14 protein-coding genes are annotated in these 15852 nt (G+C 64.8%); 7 read left to right on the forward strand and 7 right to left on the reverse strand.

Translation table 11 applies throughout. The features are described from left to right. The first annotated feature begins 73 nt into the window (after nucleotides 1–73). The 4 genes from dnaA to gyrB are packed head-to-tail and all read left to right on the forward strand — an operon-like array spanning nucleotide 74 to nucleotide 6212. On the forward strand, nucleotides 74–1543 hold the full coding sequence (gene dnaA / locus ACWPW1_RS00530; protein ID WP_454252262.1) for a chromosomal replication initiator protein DnaA: 1470 nt from the start codon (nucleotides 74–76) through the stop codon (nucleotides 1541–1543). Between the two features lie 28 nt (nucleotides 1544–1571). Then, complete coding sequence (gene dnaN, locus ACWPW1_RS00535; RefSeq protein WP_007160136.1) at nucleotides 1572–2675, forward strand: DNA polymerase III subunit beta; 1104 nt, start codon at nucleotides 1572–1574, stop codon at nucleotides 2673–2675. Nucleotides 2676–2685: 10 nt separating this feature from the next. Beyond that, nucleotides 2686–3795, forward strand: coding sequence for a DNA replication/repair protein RecF (recF, locus tag ACWPW1_RS00540; protein WP_017641478.1), 1110 nt, complete (start codon nucleotides 2686–2688; stop codon nucleotides 3793–3795). Beyond that, nucleotides 3792–6212, forward strand: a complete 2421-nt coding sequence (gyrB, locus tag ACWPW1_RS00545) for a DNA topoisomerase (ATP-hydrolyzing) subunit B (protein ID WP_059313001.1) — start codon at nucleotides 3792–3794, stop codon at nucleotides 6210–6212. The genes recF and gyrB overlap by 4 nt, the downstream gene beginning before the upstream one ends. A gap of 402 nt (nucleotides 6213–6614) precedes the next feature. Here gyrB and ACWPW1_RS00550 read toward each other — a convergent pair whose 3' ends face one another. From ACWPW1_RS00550 to glyQ, 4 genes are read right to left on the reverse strand one after another with little or no spacing between them, the layout of a single operon-like run. Next, the gene (locus tag ACWPW1_RS00550) at nucleotides 6615–7364 is read right to left on the reverse strand and encodes a lysophospholipid acyltransferase family protein (protein ID WP_454252263.1); all 750 of its coding nucleotides are present in this window, start codon (nucleotides 7362–7364) and stop codon (nucleotides 6615–6617) included. Then, nucleotides 7364–7906 carry a D-glycero-beta-D-manno-heptose 1,7-bisphosphate 7-phosphatase gene (gene gmhB, locus ACWPW1_RS00555; RefSeq protein WP_454252264.1) on the reverse strand — a complete coding sequence of 181 codons (543 nt, stop codon included), beginning with the start codon at nucleotides 7904–7906 and terminating at the stop codon, nucleotides 7364–7366. Before gmhB ends, ACWPW1_RS00550 begins: the two co-directional genes overlap by 1 nt. Before the next feature lie 3 nt (nucleotides 7907–7909). After that, complete coding sequence (glyS, locus tag ACWPW1_RS00560; RefSeq protein WP_454252265.1) at nucleotides 7910–9967, reverse strand: glycine--tRNA ligase subunit beta; 2058 nt, start codon at nucleotides 9965–9967, stop codon at nucleotides 7910–7912. After that, nucleotides 9967–10932 carry a glycine--tRNA ligase subunit alpha gene (glyQ, locus tag ACWPW1_RS00565; RefSeq protein WP_454252266.1) on the reverse strand — a complete coding sequence of 322 codons (966 nt, stop codon included), beginning with the start codon at nucleotides 10930–10932 and terminating at the stop codon, nucleotides 9967–9969. Before glyQ ends, glyS begins: the two co-directional genes overlap by 1 nt. A gap of 342 nt (nucleotides 10933–11274) precedes the next feature. Here glyQ and ACWPW1_RS00570 point away from each other — a divergent pair, with 342 nt between their 5' ends. The 3 genes from ACWPW1_RS00570 to ACWPW1_RS00580 all read left to right on the forward strand — a co-directional run bounded on the left by ACWPW1_RS00570 (nucleotide 11275) and on the right by ACWPW1_RS00580 (nucleotide 13277). Continuing rightward, complete coding sequence (locus ACWPW1_RS00570) at nucleotides 11275–11859, forward strand: DNA-3-methyladenine glycosylase I (RefSeq protein WP_434775375.1); 585 nt, start codon at nucleotides 11275–11277, stop codon at nucleotides 11857–11859. A 90-nt stretch (nucleotides 11860–11949) separates the two neighbouring features. Beyond that, nucleotides 11950–12837 (forward strand): lysophospholipid acyltransferase, encoded by an 888-nt coding sequence (locus ACWPW1_RS00575; protein ID WP_059313007.1) that lies wholly within the window; start codon nucleotides 11950–11952, stop codon nucleotides 12835–12837. A 167-nt stretch (nucleotides 12838–13004) separates the two neighbouring features. Next, nucleotides 13005–13277, forward strand: coding sequence for a PilZ domain-containing protein (locus ACWPW1_RS00580; protein ID WP_059313008.1), 273 nt, complete (start codon nucleotides 13005–13007; stop codon nucleotides 13275–13277). Here the strand turns inward: ACWPW1_RS00580 and ACWPW1_RS00585 are convergent. From ACWPW1_RS00585 to fmt, 3 genes are read right to left on the reverse strand one after another with little or no spacing between them, the layout of a single operon-like run. Then, complete coding sequence (locus ACWPW1_RS00585) at nucleotides 13268–13585, reverse strand: tetratricopeptide repeat protein (protein ID WP_059313009.1); 318 nt, start codon at nucleotides 13583–13585, stop codon at nucleotides 13268–13270. The genes ACWPW1_RS00580 and ACWPW1_RS00585 overlap by 10 nt on opposite strands. An 11-nt stretch (nucleotides 13586–13596) precedes the next feature. Next, a complete protein-coding gene (gene rsmB, locus ACWPW1_RS00590; RefSeq protein WP_454252267.1) occupies nucleotides 13597–14898 on the reverse strand; it encodes a 16S rRNA (cytosine(967)-C(5))-methyltransferase RsmB in 1302 nt (433 codons plus the stop codon). Further along, the gene (gene fmt, locus ACWPW1_RS00595; protein ID WP_059313011.1) at nucleotides 14895–15839 is read right to left on the reverse strand and encodes a methionyl-tRNA formyltransferase; all 945 of its coding nucleotides are present in this window, start codon (nucleotides 15837–15839) and stop codon (nucleotides 14895–14897) included. Before fmt ends, rsmB begins: the two co-directional genes overlap by 4 nt. Between the last annotated feature and the right edge of the window lie 13 nt (nucleotides 15840–15852).

Genomic DNA, 15852 nt, shown 5'->3' on the forward strand with positions numbered 1-15852 from the left:
ACCCGGGTGGGGAGGGATACAATGGGCGTTTGCTCATGGCCCTTCCGGGCCGCTCCAGTCCTTGGGAGACGCTGTGTCGGTCGAACTCTGGCAACGTTGCGTAGATGTGCTGCGCGACGAGCTGCCTTCGCAACAATTCAATACCTGGATCCGGCCACTGCAGGTGGAAGCGGAAGGGGATGAGCTGCGGGTGTTCGCGCCCAACCGCTTCGTGCTCGATTGGGTCAACGAGAAGTACCTGAGCCGAATCCTCGAATTGCTCGGGGAGCATGCCGACGACGGTATCGCGCCAGTGCTTTCCTTGTTGATCGGGAGCAAGCGCAGCAACAAACCGCGCCCGGCCCAGACACCCAGTAGCCAGAGCAGCCCCCTGCCGCCGCCGGTACAGGCCCCGCAGCCGATCCAGTCGGATATCGTCACCGCGGGTGTGGCCCTGGAAGACGTGACGGCGGAACTGGCCGAGGCCGACGAGCCGGCGGTCAAGACCGAACGCACCGTGCAAGTGGAAGGTGCACTCAAGCACACCAGCTATCTCAACCGTACCTTCACCTTCGAGAACTTCGTCGAGGGCAAGTCCAACCAGCTGGCCCGCGCGGCGGCCTGGCAGGTGGCGGACAATCCCAAGCACGGCTACAACCCGCTCTTCCTTTATGGCGGCGTGGGTCTGGGTAAGACCCACCTGATGCACGCAGTGGGCAACCACCTGCTCAAGCGCAATCCGAATGCCAAGATCGTCTATCTGCATTCGGAGCGTTTCGTCGCCGACATGGTCAAGGCGCTGCAGCTCAATGCCATCAACGAATTCAAGCGCTTCTACCGCTCGGTGGATGCCCTGCTGATCGATGACATCCAGTTCTTCGCCCGCAAGGAGCGATCGCAGGAAGAGTTTTTCCACACCTTCAATGCGCTGCTCGAAGGTGGACAACAGGTGATTCTCACCAGCGACCGTTATCCCAAGGAGATCGACGGCCTGGAAGAGCGGCTCAAGTCGCGCTTCGGCTGGGGCCTCACCGTGGCCGTGGAGCCACCGGAGCTGGAGACACGGGTGGCGATCCTGATGAAGAAGGCCGACCAGGCCAAGGTCGACCTGCCCCACGACGCCGCCTTCTTTATCGCCCAGCGCATCCGTTCCAACGTGCGTGAACTGGAAGGCGCGCTCAAGCGGGTGATCGCCCACGCCCACTTCATGGGACGGGACATCACCATCGAGCTGATCCGTGAGTCGCTCAAGGATCTTCTGGCACTGCAGGACAAGCTGGTCAGCATCGACAACATCCAGCGCACCGCGGCCGAGTATTACAAGATCAAGATCGCCGATCTGCTGTCCAAACGCCGCTCGCGTTCGGTGGCCCGGCCGCGGCAGGTCGCCATGGCGCTATCCAAGGAACTGACCAACCACAGCCTGCCGGAAATCGGCGACGCCTTTGGCGGACGCGATCACACGACGGTGTTGCACGCCTGTCGAAAGATCGCCGAACTTCGGGAATCCGACGCGGATATTCGCGAGGATTACAAGAACCTGCTGCGTACCCTGACCACCTGACGGACGCGGCCCTGGCAAGGACCTGACCATGCATTTCACCATTCAACGTGAAGCCCTGTTGAAACCGCTGCAGCTGGTGGCCGGTGTCGTGGAACGTCGGCAAACGCTGCCGGTGCTGTCCAACGTACTCCTGGTCGTGGAAGGCCAGCGGTTGTCGCTGACCGGTACCGACCTGGAAGTCGAGCTGGTTGGCCGGGTCGATCTGGAAGAAGCCGCCGAGGCTGGCGAGATCACCGTGCCGGCGCGCAAGCTCATGGACATCTGCAAGAGCCTGCAGCCCGATGCGCTGATCGACATCCGCACCGAGGAGCAGAAGCTGCTGATCCGTGCCGGACGCAGCCGTTTCACCCTTTCCACCCTGCCCGCCAACGACTTCCCCACCGTGGAGGAAGGCCCGGGCTCGCTGAAGTTCAGCATTCCCCAGGGCCGCCTGCGTCGCCTGATCGAGCGCACCGGCTTCGCCATGGCCCAGCAGGACGTGCGCTACTACCTCAACGGCATGTTGCTGGAAGCCAGCACCGGACGCTTGCGTGCCGTGGCCACCGACGGCCACCGCCTGGCCATGTGCATGCTGGAGGCCGACGTCGACCAGGCCGAGAAGCACCAGGTCATCGTGCCGCGCAAGGGCATCCTGGAATTGTCGCGCCTGCTCACCGAACCGGAAGAACCGGTCAACGTCGTTCTGGGTCAGCACCATATTCGTGCCACCACGGGCGACTTCACCTTTACCTCCAAGCTGGTGGACGGGAAGTTCCCCGACTACGAGCGTGTCCTGCCGCGGCATGGCGACAAGCTGGTGCTGGGTGAGCGCCAGCATCTGCGCGAGGCTTTCAGCCGCACCGCCATTCTCTCCAACGAGAAATATCGCGGCATTCGCCTGCAGCTGGAAAACGGCTTCATGAAGATCCAGGCCAATAACCCGGAGCAGGAAGAGGCCGAGGAAGAGCTGCAGGTCGACTATGACGGCGGCAGCCTGGAGATCGGTTTCAACGTCAGCTACCTGCTCGACGTGCTGGGCGTGATGACCACCGACCAGGTGCGTATCACCCTGTCCGATTCCAGCAGCAGTGCGCTGTTGCAGGAGGCGGGCAACGACGATTCCTCCTATGTCGTGATGCCGATGCGCCTCTGATCGCCGCTCGATGACATTGATCCGCTTCAATGCCGACCGCCTGCGCAATCTGCAGGCGGTCGCGCTTCAGCCCTCGCCACGGGTCAACCTGCTGCATGGCGCGAACGGCAGCGGCAAGACCAGCCTGCTGGAAGCCATCCACCTGCTGGGACTGGCCCGCTCCTTTCGCAGTACCAAGCTGGCGCCGGTTATCCAGCACGAGCAGGCCAGTTGCACGGTGTTCGGTCAGGTGCGGCTGCCTGGTGGGCAGGACTGCAATCTGGGCATCCAGCGCGAGCGTGGCGGTGACTACCAGATCCGCATCAATGGCGAGAATGCCCGCAGTGCGGCGCAGTTGGCCGAGGTGCTGCCGCTGCAGCTGATCAACCCCGATGGCTTCCGGCTGCTCGAAGGCAGCCCCAAGATCAGGCGGCAGTTTCTCGACTGGGGGGTGTTCCACGAGGAACAGCGTTTCCTGCCGCTGTGGCAACGCCTGCAAAAGGCGCTCAGGCAGCGAAATCACTGGCTCAGACGTGGTAAAATCGACCCTGCGGCGCAGGCCGCCTGGGATCAGGAACTGGCCCTGGCCAGCGGCGAGATCGATGGCTTTCGCCAGGCCTATATCCAGCGTCTGAAGCCGGAATTCACGGCGGTGCTGGCCGAGCTGATCCAGCTGGACGGCCTGACCCTGAGTTATTACCGCGGCTGGGACCGCGAGCGCGATCTGCGCGAGGTGCTGGCGGATAGCCTGCCGCGGGATCTGCAGCTGGGGCATACCCAGGCCGGCCCGCAGCGCGCCGACCTGCGGATCCGCATTGGCAATCACAACGCGGCGGACATCCTGTCGCGTGGTCAGCAGAAGCTGGTGGTGTGCGCACTGCGCATTGCCCAGGGGCGGCTGGTCAACCAGGTCAAGCGAGGCCAGTGCGTCTATCTCATCGACGATCTACCCTCGGAACTGGACGAGGGACACCGGCTGGCCTTGTGCCGGCTGCTGGAGGCACTGGAGTGCCAAGTCTTCATTACCTGTGTCGAGCGCGAGACGCTACAGGCCGCCTGGCGGCCGGAGACAGAGGTCAGCGTGTTTCACGTGGAACACGGCCATATCAAGCAGACCCACACTAGCGGGAGCCAAGCATGAGCGAGAACAATACCTACGACTCTTCCAGCATCAAGGTGCTGAAGGGACTGGATGCCGTGCGCAAGCGCCCCGGCATGTACATCGGCGACACCGATGACGGCACCGGCCTGCACCACATGGTTTTCGAGGTGGTGGACAACTCCATCGACGAAGCCCTGGCCGGCTTCTGCAGCGAAATCAGTATCACCATCCACATGGATGAATCCATCACCGTGCGCGACAACGGTCGCGGCATCCCGGTGGATATTCACAAGGAAGAAGGCGTCTCGGCGGCCGAGGTCATCATGACCGTCTTGCACGCCGGCGGTAAGTTCGACGACAACACCTACAAGGTGTCCGGCGGCCTGCACGGCGTGGGCGTCTCGGTGGTTAACGCCCTGTCCGAGGAGTTGCGGCTGACCATTCGCCGCGCCGGCCAGGTGTGGGAGCAGGTCTATGTGCATGGCGTGCCCCAGGCACCCCTGGCAGTGATCGGCGAGACCGACACCACCGGTACCCAGGTGCACTTCAAGCCATCGGCCGAGACCTTCAACAACATCCAGTTCAACTGGGACATCCTGGCCAAGCGGATTCGCGAGCTGTCCTTCCTCAACTCCGGCGTTGGCATCGTCTTGCGCGACGAGCGCAGCGGCAAGGAAGAGCTGTTCAAGTACGAGGGTGGCCTGCGCGCCTTCGTCGACTACCTGAACACCAACAAGACCGCGGTGAACGAGGTGTTCCACTTCCAGGTGCAGCGCGAGGACGACGGCGTGGCCGTGGAAGTGGCACTGCAGTGGAATGACAGCTTCAACGAGAACATCCTCTGCTTCACCAACAACATTCCCCAGCGCGATGGCGGTACCCACCTGGCGGGCTTCCGCTCGGCGCTGACGCGCAACCTGAACAGTTACATCGAGGCCGAGGGCCTGGCCAAGAAGTTCAAGGTGGCCACCACCGGTGACGATGCCCGCGAGGGCCTGACCGCCATCATCTCGGTCAAGGTGCCGGATCCCAAGTTCTCCTCCCAGACCAAGGACAAGCTGGTCTCCTCCGAGGTGAAGACCGCGGTGGAACAGGAGATGGGCAAGCACTTCTCCGACTTCCTGCTGGAGAATCCCAACGAAGCCAAGGCGGTGGTCGGCAAGATGATCGATGCCGCGCGGGCTCGTGAAGCGGCCCGCAAGGCGCGGGAGATGACCCGGCGCAAGGGCGCCCTGGACATCGCCGGCCTGCCCGGCAAGCTGGCGGACTGCCAGGAGAAGGACCCGGCGCTGTCGGAACTCTACATCGTGGAGGGTGACTCCGCCGGTGGTTCGGCCAAGCAGGGCCGTAACCGGCGCACCCAGGCGATCCTGCCGCTCAAGGGCAAGATCCTCAACGTCGAGAAGGCACGCTTCGACAAGATGCTCTCCTCCCAGGAAGTGGGCACTCTGATCACCGCGCTGGGCTGTGGCATCGGCCGCGAAGAGTTCAACATCGACAAGCTGCGCTACCACAACATCATCATCATGACCGATGCCGATGTCGACGGCTCGCACATCCGTACCCTGCTGCTGACCTTCTTCTTCCGTCAGATGCCGCTGCTGATCGAGCGGGGCTACATCTACATCGCCCAGCCGCCGCTGTACAAGGTGAAGCGTGGCAAGCAGGAGCAGTACATCAAGGACGACGAGGCGATGGAGGAATACCTGACCCAGACCGCCCTCGAAGAAGCCAGCCTGCATGTCAACGAGAACGCCCCGGGCCTGTCCGGCGTAGAACTCGAGAAGCTGGTGAACAGCTACCGCCAGGTGATGAAGACCTTCAAGCGCCTGTCGCGGCTGTATCCGGCCGCCGTCAGCGAACACCTGCTGTACCTGCCGCGGGTCGGTGTCGATCAGCTGGCTGATGAAGCGGCGATGCGTCAGTGGCTGGAAGGCCTTAACGCACGCCTGCAGACCTCCGAACGCTCCGGCACCACCTACCGTGTCAGCCTGCGCGAGGACCGCGAGCGAGGTCTGTGGCTACCAGAGGTGGAGACCCTCGCCCATGGCCTGTCCAGCTACGTCACCTTCAACCGGGACTTCTTCGGCAGCAACGATTACCGCCTGGTGACCGAGCTGGCCGCCCAGCTGGACAACCTGCTGGAAGAAGGTGCCTATGCCAAGCGCGGCGAACGCCGTCGCCCGGTCAGCACCTTTAAGGAAGCCTGGGAATGGCTGATGAACGAGACCAGCAAGAGATTCAACATCCAGCGCTACAAGGGGCTGGGCGAGATGAATCCGGATCAGCTGTGGGAAACCACCATGGACCCGAACGTGCGCCGCATGCTTCAGGTCACCATCGAGGATGCCATCACGGCGGATCAGATCTTCAACACCTTGATGGGTGATCAGGTGGAACCGCGTCGCGATTTCATCGAGAGCAACGCCCTGGCGGTGTCGAACCTCGACGTCTGATAGCTCCGGTTATGCACAAGCCCCGCCATGCGGGGCTTTTTTGTGGAAAACATTCTGGCTAGAGGCAGGCGCCGTTTCGTTCCCTGCTCAGGAATGCCGCTCATCTTATAGCCAGGGGTTTTGTGGATAGTTTTGCTCAGCGTCTTTTGAAGAGGCTTTGGAATGCAAGCAAAGAGGCCGTGCCATGCGGCATAGAGACACAGGCTATAAAGGATCATCCTGTGGATAAGCTTGGGAATAAGCTTGTCGGTACTTGTGGATGAGCGCTGATCCGAGGTAGCAACCCGAAATTCAGGCACGCAGAAATGCCTAGTCGGCCTGTGGATAAGTGTGTGGGTAAAGTAAGGAAAACCGGTGAAAACAGCCAGGCCATTGCGGCCTGGCGATCAGGCGATTATGCGGTCAGGCGACGCGGCGCTCGGTTGGACTGGCGTCAGAGGCGGGCGCAAGCGCCTGCTCGATGAAGGCGAAGCTGCGGGCATTCAGATCGACGATGGCGCGGGGATCCTGACCCTGTGGATAGAGCAGCGGGCCGATGCTGACCTTGATGGTCCCCGGCGACTTGATCCAGGAACGATTTGGCCAGTAGGCGCCGGCGTTGTGGGCAATGGGCAGGATGGGGACGTTCAGGCTGCAGGCCAGGGCGGCACCGCCGCGGGAGAACTTGCCCATCTTGCCAGGATCGATGCGGGTGCCCTGGGGGAAGATCAGCACCCAGCAGCCCTGGGCCAGGTAGCGGCCGCCCTGCTCGGTCAGCTGCTGCAGGGCCAGCTTGCCATTGTCGCGGTCGATGGCGATGGGCTTGAGCAGCGAGAAAGCCCAGCCAAAGAAGGGAATCCGCAGCAGTTCGCGCTTGATCACCTGGGAGGTGGGTTCGAACTGAGCGGACAGGAAGAAGGTTTCCCAGGTGCTCTGGTGATTGGCCACGATCACGCAGGGCTGCGCCGGGACGTTTTCCAGCCCTTCGATTTCGTAACGAATGCCGCAGATGACCTTGGCCAGCCAGACGGCAAAGCCGGTCCAGGCCTTGACCACCAGCCGATAGCGGGCGCGATAGGCCAGGAAGGGCGCGATCAGCAGGCTGACGCAGGACCAGAGGATGCCGCTGGTCCCCAGCAGCACGTAGAACAACAGGGTACGAAAGAGCCGCATCAGCGCGTTTCCTCAAGCAGGTGATCAACCACCGCAGCCAGGTCGGCGAAGACCTGGGTACCGGATGGCAAGGGCTTGGCCAGGGTGCGCTCGCCCTTGCCGGTACGCACCAGGTAGGGCGTACAGCCAAGGGCCACGCCGGCTTCCAGGTCACGCAGGCTGTCGCCGACCACGGGGACTTCCGCAAGATCAGGGCGCCCGTAATGGGTAGCAATGGCGCGGAACAGGCCGGGTAGCGGCTTGCGGCAGTCACAGCCTGCTTCCGGGCCATGGGGGCAGTGCAGGATCAGATCGACCCGGCCGCCCTCCTCCGCCAGCAGGCGTTGCAGCTTCTCGTGCATGGCCGCCAGGTCATCTTCCGTGAAATAGCCTCGGGCCAGACCTGACTGGTTGGTGGCCACGGCCACCTGCCAGCCGGCCCGGTTCAGGCGGGCGATCGCGGCGAGGCTGCCGGGCAGCGGTTGCCACTGCACGGCGCTACGCACGTAGTCATCGGAGTCGACATTGATGACGCCATCGCGGTCCAGCACGATCAACTTCATGCCCTAGCCCAGCACCGAGATGTCGGCGATGCCGAGGAACAGGCCGCGCAGGTGCGCGAGCAGCGCATAGCGATTGGCGCGGACGCGCTCGTCTTCGGCGTTGACCAGGACTTCATCGAAGAAGGCATCCACCGGAGCACGCAGGCTGGCCAGACGCTCGAGGGCTTCGCCATAGCGACGGGTTTCGGCCAAGGGCGCGGCATCTCGCTCGGCAGCGGCGATGGCGGCGGCCAGGGTGCGCTCGGCGTCAGTCTCGAACAGGGTGGCGTCGGCCTGCGTGGCGACCTGACCTTCGAACTTGCCGAGCAGGTTGGAGACGCGCTTGTTGGCGGCCGCCAGGGCTTCGGCTTCGGGCAGGCGACGGAAGGCCTGCACGGCCTGGACGCGCTGGTCGAAATCCAATGCCGAGGCCGGACGCAGGGCGCGCACGGCCAGGTAGGCGGCGGTGTCGATGCCTTCGTCCTCGTAGCGGGCGCGCAGCCGGTCGAAGACGAAGTCCAGTACCTGCTCCTGCAGGCCGGCCGTCTTGACCCGCTCGCCGTAGCCGGCGATGGCGAAGGCGACGGCGGCTGGCAGATCCAGCTCCAGTCCCTTCTCGATGAGGATGCGCAGCACGCCCAGGGCCTGACGGCGCAGAGCGAAGGGATCCTTGCTGCCGGTGGGCAGCATGCCGATGCCGAAGATGCCGACCAGGGTATCGAGCTTGTCGGCCAGGGCTACCGCCGCGCCGGTCAGGGTCTGCGGCAGTTCGGCGCCGGCGCCGCGCGGCATGTACTGCTCGTTGAGCGCCAGGGCCACGTCTTCGGCCTCGCCGCCTTTCTTGGCGTAGTAGTAGCCAGCGATGCCCTGCATCTCGGGGAATTCGCCGACCATCTCGGTGGCCAGGTCGCACTTGGCAAGCACGCCGGCGCGGTGGGCACGCTCAGCATCACCGCCGATGCGTTCGGCGATAAAGGCGGCCAGGGCGGCGACGCGCTGGGCCTTGTCGTAGACCGTGCCGAGCTGGGCCTGGAAGACCACGTTCTTGAGGCGCTCGTTGAAGCTTTCCAGCGGCTGCTTCTGGTCCTGCTTGAAGAAGAACTCGGCATCGGTGAGACGGGGGCGCACCACCTTCTCGTTGCCGCTGACGATCTGCGCCGGATCCTTGCTTTCCAGGTTGGCCACGGTGATGAAACGTGGCAAGAGCTTGCCCTGGGCGTCCAGCAGGCAGAAGTACTTCTGGTTGTCCTGCATGGTGGTGATGAGCGCTTCCTGGGGCACTTCGAGGAAGCGTTCCTCGAAGGCGCAGACCAGGGGCACCGGCCATTCCACCAGGGCGGTCACCTCGTCCAGCAGCGCGGGCGGCACCACGGCACTGCCCTGCTCCGCCGCAGCCAGTTCGGCCACGCGGGACTCGATGAGCTGACGTCGCTCGGCGAAGTCGGCCAGCACATGGGCGGCACGCAGATCGGCGGCATAGTGGGCCGGGGCGCTGATACGCACGGCATCGGGATGGTGGAAACGATGGCCACGGGACTCACGACCGGCACGGCGGGTGAGGATCTCGCAGTCGATGACCTCATCGCCCAGCAGCATCACCAGCCACTGGGTCGGACGGACGAACTCCTCGCGGCGGGCGGCCCAGCGCATGCGCTTGGGAATCGGCAGCTCGGCGAGGGAGGCTTCGACGATACCAGGCAGCAGGGAGGCGGCTGGCTGGCCAGGAATGCTCTGGGAAAATCTCAGCTTGGGGCCGCTGCGATCGACGGCGCTGATGTCGACGCCACACTTGCGGGCGAAACCCAGGGCCGCCTGGGTGGGCTGGCCATCGGCGCCAAAGGCGGCCTGGACCGGCGGGCCATCCAGGTTGACACTCCGCTCGGGCTGCTGGGTCTGCAGGGCTTCGACCAGTACCGCCAGACGGCGCGGCGCGGCATAGGCGCGGGCGCTAGCGTAGCCGAGACCGGCCTGCTTGAGGCCCTTCTCGATGCCGGCGAGAAAGCTGTCACCGAGGGTCTTGAGCGCCTTGGGGGGCAGTTCTTCGGTACCCAGTTCGACCAGGAAATCCAGGGTATCGCTCATCATTCGCCCTCCTTGAGCAGCGCTTGGACATCATCGCGACCCAGGACCTCGTCACGCAGCGCCGGGGTGGCCAGCGGGAAGCCTAGCCGGGCGCGGGCCTTGAAGTAGCCCTGGGCGACGCTGCGGGCCAGGGTGCGCACGCGCAGGATGTAGCGCTGGCGTTCGGTCACCGAGATGGCGCGGCGGGCGTCCAGCAGGTTGAAGGTGTGGGAGGCCTTGAGCACCATCTCGTAGGTGGACAGCGGCAGATCCAGGGCGATCAGGCGATTGGCCTCGGACTCATAGAAGTCGAACAGCTCGAACAGCTTGGGCACATTGGCGTGCTCGAAGTTGTAGGTGCTCTGCTCCACCTCGTTCTGGTGGAAGACGTCGCCATAGGTCACGGTGCCGAAGGGACCGTCGGCCCAGATCAGGTCGTAGACCGAGTCTACGCCCTGCAGGTACATGGCCAGGCGTTCCAGGCCATAGGTGATCTCGCCGGTCACCGGATAGCACTCGATACCGCCGGCCTGTTGGAAGTAGGTGAACTGGGTGACTTCCATGCCGTTGAGCCAGACTTCCCAGCCCAGACCCCAGGCGCCCAGGGTGGGCGATTCCCAGTTGTCCTCGACGAAACGCACGTCGTGCACCAGAGGATCCAGGCCGATGGCGGCCAGGGAACCCAGGTAGAGCTCCTGGAAGTTGTCCGGATTGGGCTTCAGGACCACCTGGAACTGGTAGTAGTGCTGCAGGCGGTTGGGGTTCTCGCCATAGCGGCCGTCGGTGGGGCGGCGGCTGGGCTGCACATAGGCGGCGTTCCAGGTCTCGGGACCGATGGCGCGCAGGAAGGTGGCGGTGTGGAAGGTACCGGCGCCAACTTCCATGTCATAAGGCTGGAGTACCACGCAGCCCTGCTCGGCCCAGTATTGCTGCAAGGCCAGGATCAAGTCTTGGAAGGTGCGCGCGGTGGGCTTGGACTGGCTCACGAAAAATACCCGTTCGGCTGCGACGAAAAGCCGGAGAGTATAGCTGAAAGCCGGGGGTGACCGCATGGGCTCGTAGGGCTGCCCGGTGGTATTTGGCAAGGATGGCTGCCTGCGCGCTTTCTCGCGGCCATGGGCGCTCCTACAGGTACGGGTTGGCCTGTAGGAGCGGCCCATGGCCGCGATAAAGGTAGCTGCTCCTGAGGTAGCAGCGCCTGCGGCCTGGTAGAAACGTGCGTTCTGAGCATTCGCCATACCACCCATTTCAGAAGCCGTTGTGATTCACCTCCGCTGGCAGGCAATTGCGCTAAGGTGAGGCCTTTCCTCCTCGACCGAGTCTTCGCCATGCCGCGTTGCTTCTGGTGCACCGCCGATCCGCTGTACATCGAGTATCACGACCACGAATGGGGCGTACCCCAGCGCGATCCGGCGGTGCTCTTCGAATTCCTGCTGCTGGAAGGCTTCCAGGCGGGGCTGTCGTGGATCACCGTGCTGAAGAAGCGCGAGCGCTATCGCCAGGTGCTGCACGGCTTCGATCCTCGGCGGCTGGCGCAGTTGACCGATGCGGAGATCGCGGAGCTGATGCAGGACCCGGGCATCATCCGCAACGGCGCCAAGCTGCGCGCCGCCCGTCAGAATGCTCAGGCCTGGCTCAGGCTCGAAGACCCGGCCGATTGGCTGTGGTCCTTTGTCGGTGGCGCGCCGCGCATCAACCATTTTCGCGACCGCGACGAGGTGCCGGCGATCACTCCGGAAGCCGAGGCCATGAGCAAGGCGCTCAAGAAAGCCGGTTTCACCTTTGTCGGCCCGACCATCTGCTACGCCTTCATGCAGGCCATGGGGTTGGTGATGGACCACACCCTCGATTGCGACCGCCATGCCGAGTTGGCTCGTCCGTCGGCAGAACTGCAAGAAAAGTCGAATGTATAGCTGCCAGTTGGCGCGAACCTTACGCTTTCTTAACGTTTCCGGGACCTGTAGACGCTAAACTGTCGGCGCATTCAGACAGGAGTCCCTCTTTTGGAAAGATTCAAAGGCGCGCTGATGATCGCCTTCCTGCGCCTTTTCGCCCTGCTGCCCTGGCCACTGGTCCAGCGCCTGGGTGGATTCATCGGCTGGTGCATGTGGAAGCTGCCGACCCGCGCCAGCAAGGTTACCCGCATCAACCTCGCCCACTGTTTTCCCGAACTCGATGCCGCCGGCCTGGAACGGCTGTCGCGCGAGTGCCTGCGCGGCATCGGCAAGACCCTGACCGAAAGCGCCTGCGCCTGGATCTGGTCGCCCCAGCGCTCTCTGCGCCTGGTGCGCGAGGTGGAAGGCATGGACGTCCTCCAAGAAGCCCTGGCCTCCGGCGATGGCGTGGTGGGCATCACCAGCCACCTGGGCAACTGGGAATTGCTCAACCACTTCTATTGCTCCCATGCCAAGCCGATCATCTTCTACCGGCCGCCCAAGCTGAAGGCGGTGGATGACCTGCTCAAGCGCCAGCGGGTCCAGCTGGGTAACCGGGTGGCGCCTTCCACTCCGGAAGGCATCATCAGCGTGATCAAGGAAGTCCGACGCGGTGGCGCTGTGGGGATTCCGGCCGATCCCGAGCCGAGTCGCAGCGCCGGGCTCTTCGTGCCTTTCCTCGGCACCACCGCCCTGACCAGCAAGTTCGTCCCTTCGCTGCTGGCTCGCGGCAAGGCCCGTGGGGTGTTCTTCCATGCCGTGCGCCTGGAAGATGGCAGCGGCTACAAGGTGATCCTGGAAGCCGCCCCCCAGGCCATGTACGACCCGGACCCGGAGGTCTCGGTGGCTGCCATGAGCGAGGTGCTGGCCGGCTACGTGCGTCGCTATCCGACCCAGTACATGTGGAGCATGAAGAGATTCAAGAATCGCCCGGACGGCGAAGAGAAGTGGTACTGAATCCCCTGGCCCGGATCATGTCTGGGCCCTGAAGGGCGTGCGGTCGTCTTATGACCTATCGCTCGGCGCTTCGCCAGGACCGTTCGGTCGGCGCGCGGCTGACAGGCGCCGGGCTTTGCCGGAAGCTGCCCGGACCTCAAGGAAGCGCCAAGTCAGGGAGTCAGGCGATGAATTCGCGGGATCAGCGCCAGCATACCCGTACCCCCCTCAAGTGCCGGCTGTGGATCGCCTATCCGGATGGCGAGATCGTCGGCGAGACCCGCGATCTGTCCGATGGCGGCGTCTACGTGGTACATCCCGAACTGACGCGGCTGCCGCGAGGTACGCGGGTGGTGGGTCAGGTGCTCGACCTGCCCATGGAGGCACCCAAGGTGACCATGGAAATCATGCGCACCGACGGAGAAGGTGCCGGCCTCAAGTTCCTGCGTGATCAGGACTGAGCGCGGCGCGCCAGGCGCTTGAGAAACACCGTCATCTCCTTTTCCGCCTGCTTGTCGCCCTTGGCCTGCGCCGCCTGCAGGCCCTGCGTCCAGGCGGCTTCGGCGCTTGCTAGGTCGCCGCTACTCTCGTGGGCCTTGCCCAGCAGCTTCCAGGCCGCCGAATACGCCGGATCGAACTCGACGCAGTGCGCCAAGTGCTCGAGCGCCCGCGCAGGTTCGCCCGCATCCAGATAGCCCTTGCCCAGACCGAACCTGAGCAGGGCATTGTCCTGGCCGCGAGCGAGCATTTTCTCCAGGGATTCGAGCATGGCGAGGTCTCCTACTTGGCGATTTTGATCAGCTTGCAGTAATAGAAGCCGTCGTGGCCGTCGGGCTGCGGCAGGAGCTGGCGGCCATGGGGCTGGGCAAGGCCCCAGGGAGCGGGGATATCCAGCTCGCGGGCGCCCGGGGTGCGGGCGAGAAAGGCGGCGAGGTTGTCGCTGTTTTCTTCCGGCAACACCGAGCAGGTGGCGTAGACCAGGATGCCGCCTACCTCCAGCGTCGGCCAGAGCGCGTCCAGCAATTCACCCTGCAGCTGCACCAGGGGCGCGATGTCGCTGGCCTGGCGGGTCAGCTTGATGTCCGGATGACGGCGGATCACCCCGGTGGCGCTGCAGGGAGCGTCCAGCAGGATGCGCTGGAACGCCGTGCCGTCCCACCAGTCGGCCACGGCGCGGCCATCGGCGGCCAGGGTACGGGCCGTGAGGCCCAGGCGCGCCAGATTCTGCTCGACGCGCTCCAGGCGACCGGCATCGGCATCCAGCGCCACCACCTCGGCCAGGGCGGGTTCGCGCTCCAGCAGGTGACAGGTCTTGCCACCGGGCGCAGCGCAGGCGTCCAGCACTCGCTGGCCGGGCGCCAGTTCCAGCAGGTCCGCCGCCAGCTGGGCGGCCTCGTCCTGCACGCTGAGCCGACCCGCGGCAAAACCCGGCAGGGCGGTGACGTCCTGGGGTTGCAGCAGGCGGATGCCGTCGACGCTGAAGGTGCAGGGCACCGCCTCGATACCGGCGGCGGCCAGCTCGGCCAGATAGGCATCGCGACTGCCCTGGCGGCGATTGACCCTGAGGATCAGCGGCGGGTGCAGATTGTTCGAGGAGGCGATGGCTTCCCACTGCTCCGGCCAGCGCGCCTTGAGCGTCTTCTGCAGCCAGCGTGGATGAGCCAGGCGCGCGGCGGGGTCATGCTCCAGGGCCGGCAGCAGGCTCTCGTATTCGCGCTGGGCGCGGCGCAGTACGGCGTTGAGCAGACCCTTGGCCGAGGACTTCTTCAGCTTGTCGACACAGCCCACCGTCTCGCCAATGGCGGCATGGGCCGGGATGCGGGTGTGGAACAGCTGGTAGAGACCGATCAGCAGCAGGGCTTCGAGATCGCGGTCGCCGGCCTTGAAGGGCTTTTGCAGGAGCTTTTCCGCCAGCAGCGACAGCCGCGGCTGCCAGCGCGCGGTACCAAAGGCCAGGTCCTGGGCCAGGGCGCGGTCACGTGGATCGACCTTGGCCAATTGCTCAGGCAGGCTGCTGCCCAGGGACGCACGTCCGGCCAGGACCGCGGCCAGGGCACGGGTGGCCGCCAGCCGCGGATTCATAGACCCAGCACCTGACCGGGGGCGAAGCGCTCGCGGCGGGCGTTGTAGAGATCGGCGAAGCCCAGCGGTTTGCCGCCAGGCAGTTGCAGGCGGGTCAGACGCAGGGCGCCTTCGCCACAGGCAACCAGCAGGCCTGCGCGATCGGCGTCGAGCACCATGCCCGGAACGCCCTGCCCTTCGGCCAGTTCGGCGGCCCAGACCTTGAGGGGTTCACCAGCCAGGGCGGTGTGGCACAGCGGCCAGGGATCGAAGGCGCGGATACGGCGCTCCAGTTCCACCGCCGGACGGCCCCAGTCCAACCGGGCCTCGTCCTTGTTGAGCTTGTGGGCGTAGGTGGCCAGGTTGTCGTCCTGTACCTCGCCCTGCAGACTGCCGTCGGCCAGACCCGGCAACGCCTGGACCACGGCGGCGGCGCCCAGGGCGGCCAGGCGGTCGTGCAGGCATCCGCCGGTGTCCGTGGCGGTCAGGGGCGTCTTGACCTTGCTCAGCATCGGCCCGGTATCCAGGCCGGCCTCCATGCGCATCACGGTGACGCCGGACTCGGCATCGCCCGCCTCCAGCGCACGCTGGATGGGCGCCGCGCCGCGCCAGCGCGGCAGCAGCGAGGCATGGCTGTTGATGCAACCCAGGCGGGGGATGTCCAGCACCACTTGGGGCAGGATCAGGCCGTAGGCCACTACCACCAGCAGGTCGGGTTCCAGGGCCGCCAGGGTGGCCTGGGCCGCGGGATCACGCAGGGTCGGCGGCTGCTGCACGGGAATGCCGTGAGCCAGTGCCAGCTGCTTGACCGGACTCATGGCCAGCTTCTGGCCACGCCCGGCAGGGCGATCCGGCTGGGTGTAGACGGCAGCGATGGGATAACCGGCGTCGATCAGCGCCTGCAGGTGCACGGCGGCGAATTCCGGGGTTCCGGCGAAGACGAGGCGAAGGGATCTGGACATGGCGGACCTGGCG

The organism is Pseudomonas sp. Marseille-Q7302 (assembly GCF_965111925.1).

Bases quoted from the DNA above. Each gene is read 5' to 3' on its own strand.
- recF (WP_017641478.1), top strand. From the start codon at position 2,686: ATGACATTGATCCGCTTCAATGCCGACCGCCTGCGCAATCTGCAGGCG.
- fmt (WP_059313011.1), bottom strand. From the start codon at position 15,839: ATGTCCAGATCCCTTCGCCTCGTCTTCGCCGGAACCCCGGAATTCGCC.
- glyS (WP_454252265.1), bottom strand. From the start codon at position 9,967: ATGAGCGATACCCTGGATTTCCTGGTCGAACTGGGTACCGAAGAACTG.
- ACWPW1_RS00570 (WP_434775375.1), top strand. From the start codon at position 11,275: ATGCCGCGTTGCTTCTGGTGCACCGCCGATCCGCTGTACATCGAGTAT.
- gyrB (WP_059313001.1), top strand. From the start codon at position 3,792: ATGAGCGAGAACAATACCTACGACTCTTCCAGCATCAAGGTGCTGAAG.
- ACWPW1_RS00580 (WP_059313008.1), top strand. From the start codon at position 13,005: ATGAATTCGCGGGATCAGCGCCAGCATACCCGTACCCCCCTCAAGTGC.
- dnaN (WP_007160136.1), top strand. From the start codon at position 1,572: ATGCATTTCACCATTCAACGTGAAGCCCTGTTGAAACCGCTGCAGCTG.
- rsmB (WP_454252267.1), bottom strand. From the start codon at position 14,898: ATGAATCCGCGGCTGGCGGCCACCCGTGCCCTGGCCGCGGTCCTGGCC.
- gmhB (WP_454252264.1), bottom strand. From the start codon at position 7,906: ATGAAGTTGATCGTGCTGGACCGCGATGGCGTCATCAATGTCGACTCC.
- ACWPW1_RS00550 (WP_454252263.1), bottom strand. From the start codon at position 7,364: ATGCGGCTCTTTCGTACCCTGTTGTTCTACGTGCTGCTGGGGACCAGC.
- ACWPW1_RS00585 (WP_059313009.1), bottom strand. From the start codon at position 13,585: ATGCTCGAATCCCTGGAGAAAATGCTCGCTCGCGGCCAGGACAATGCC.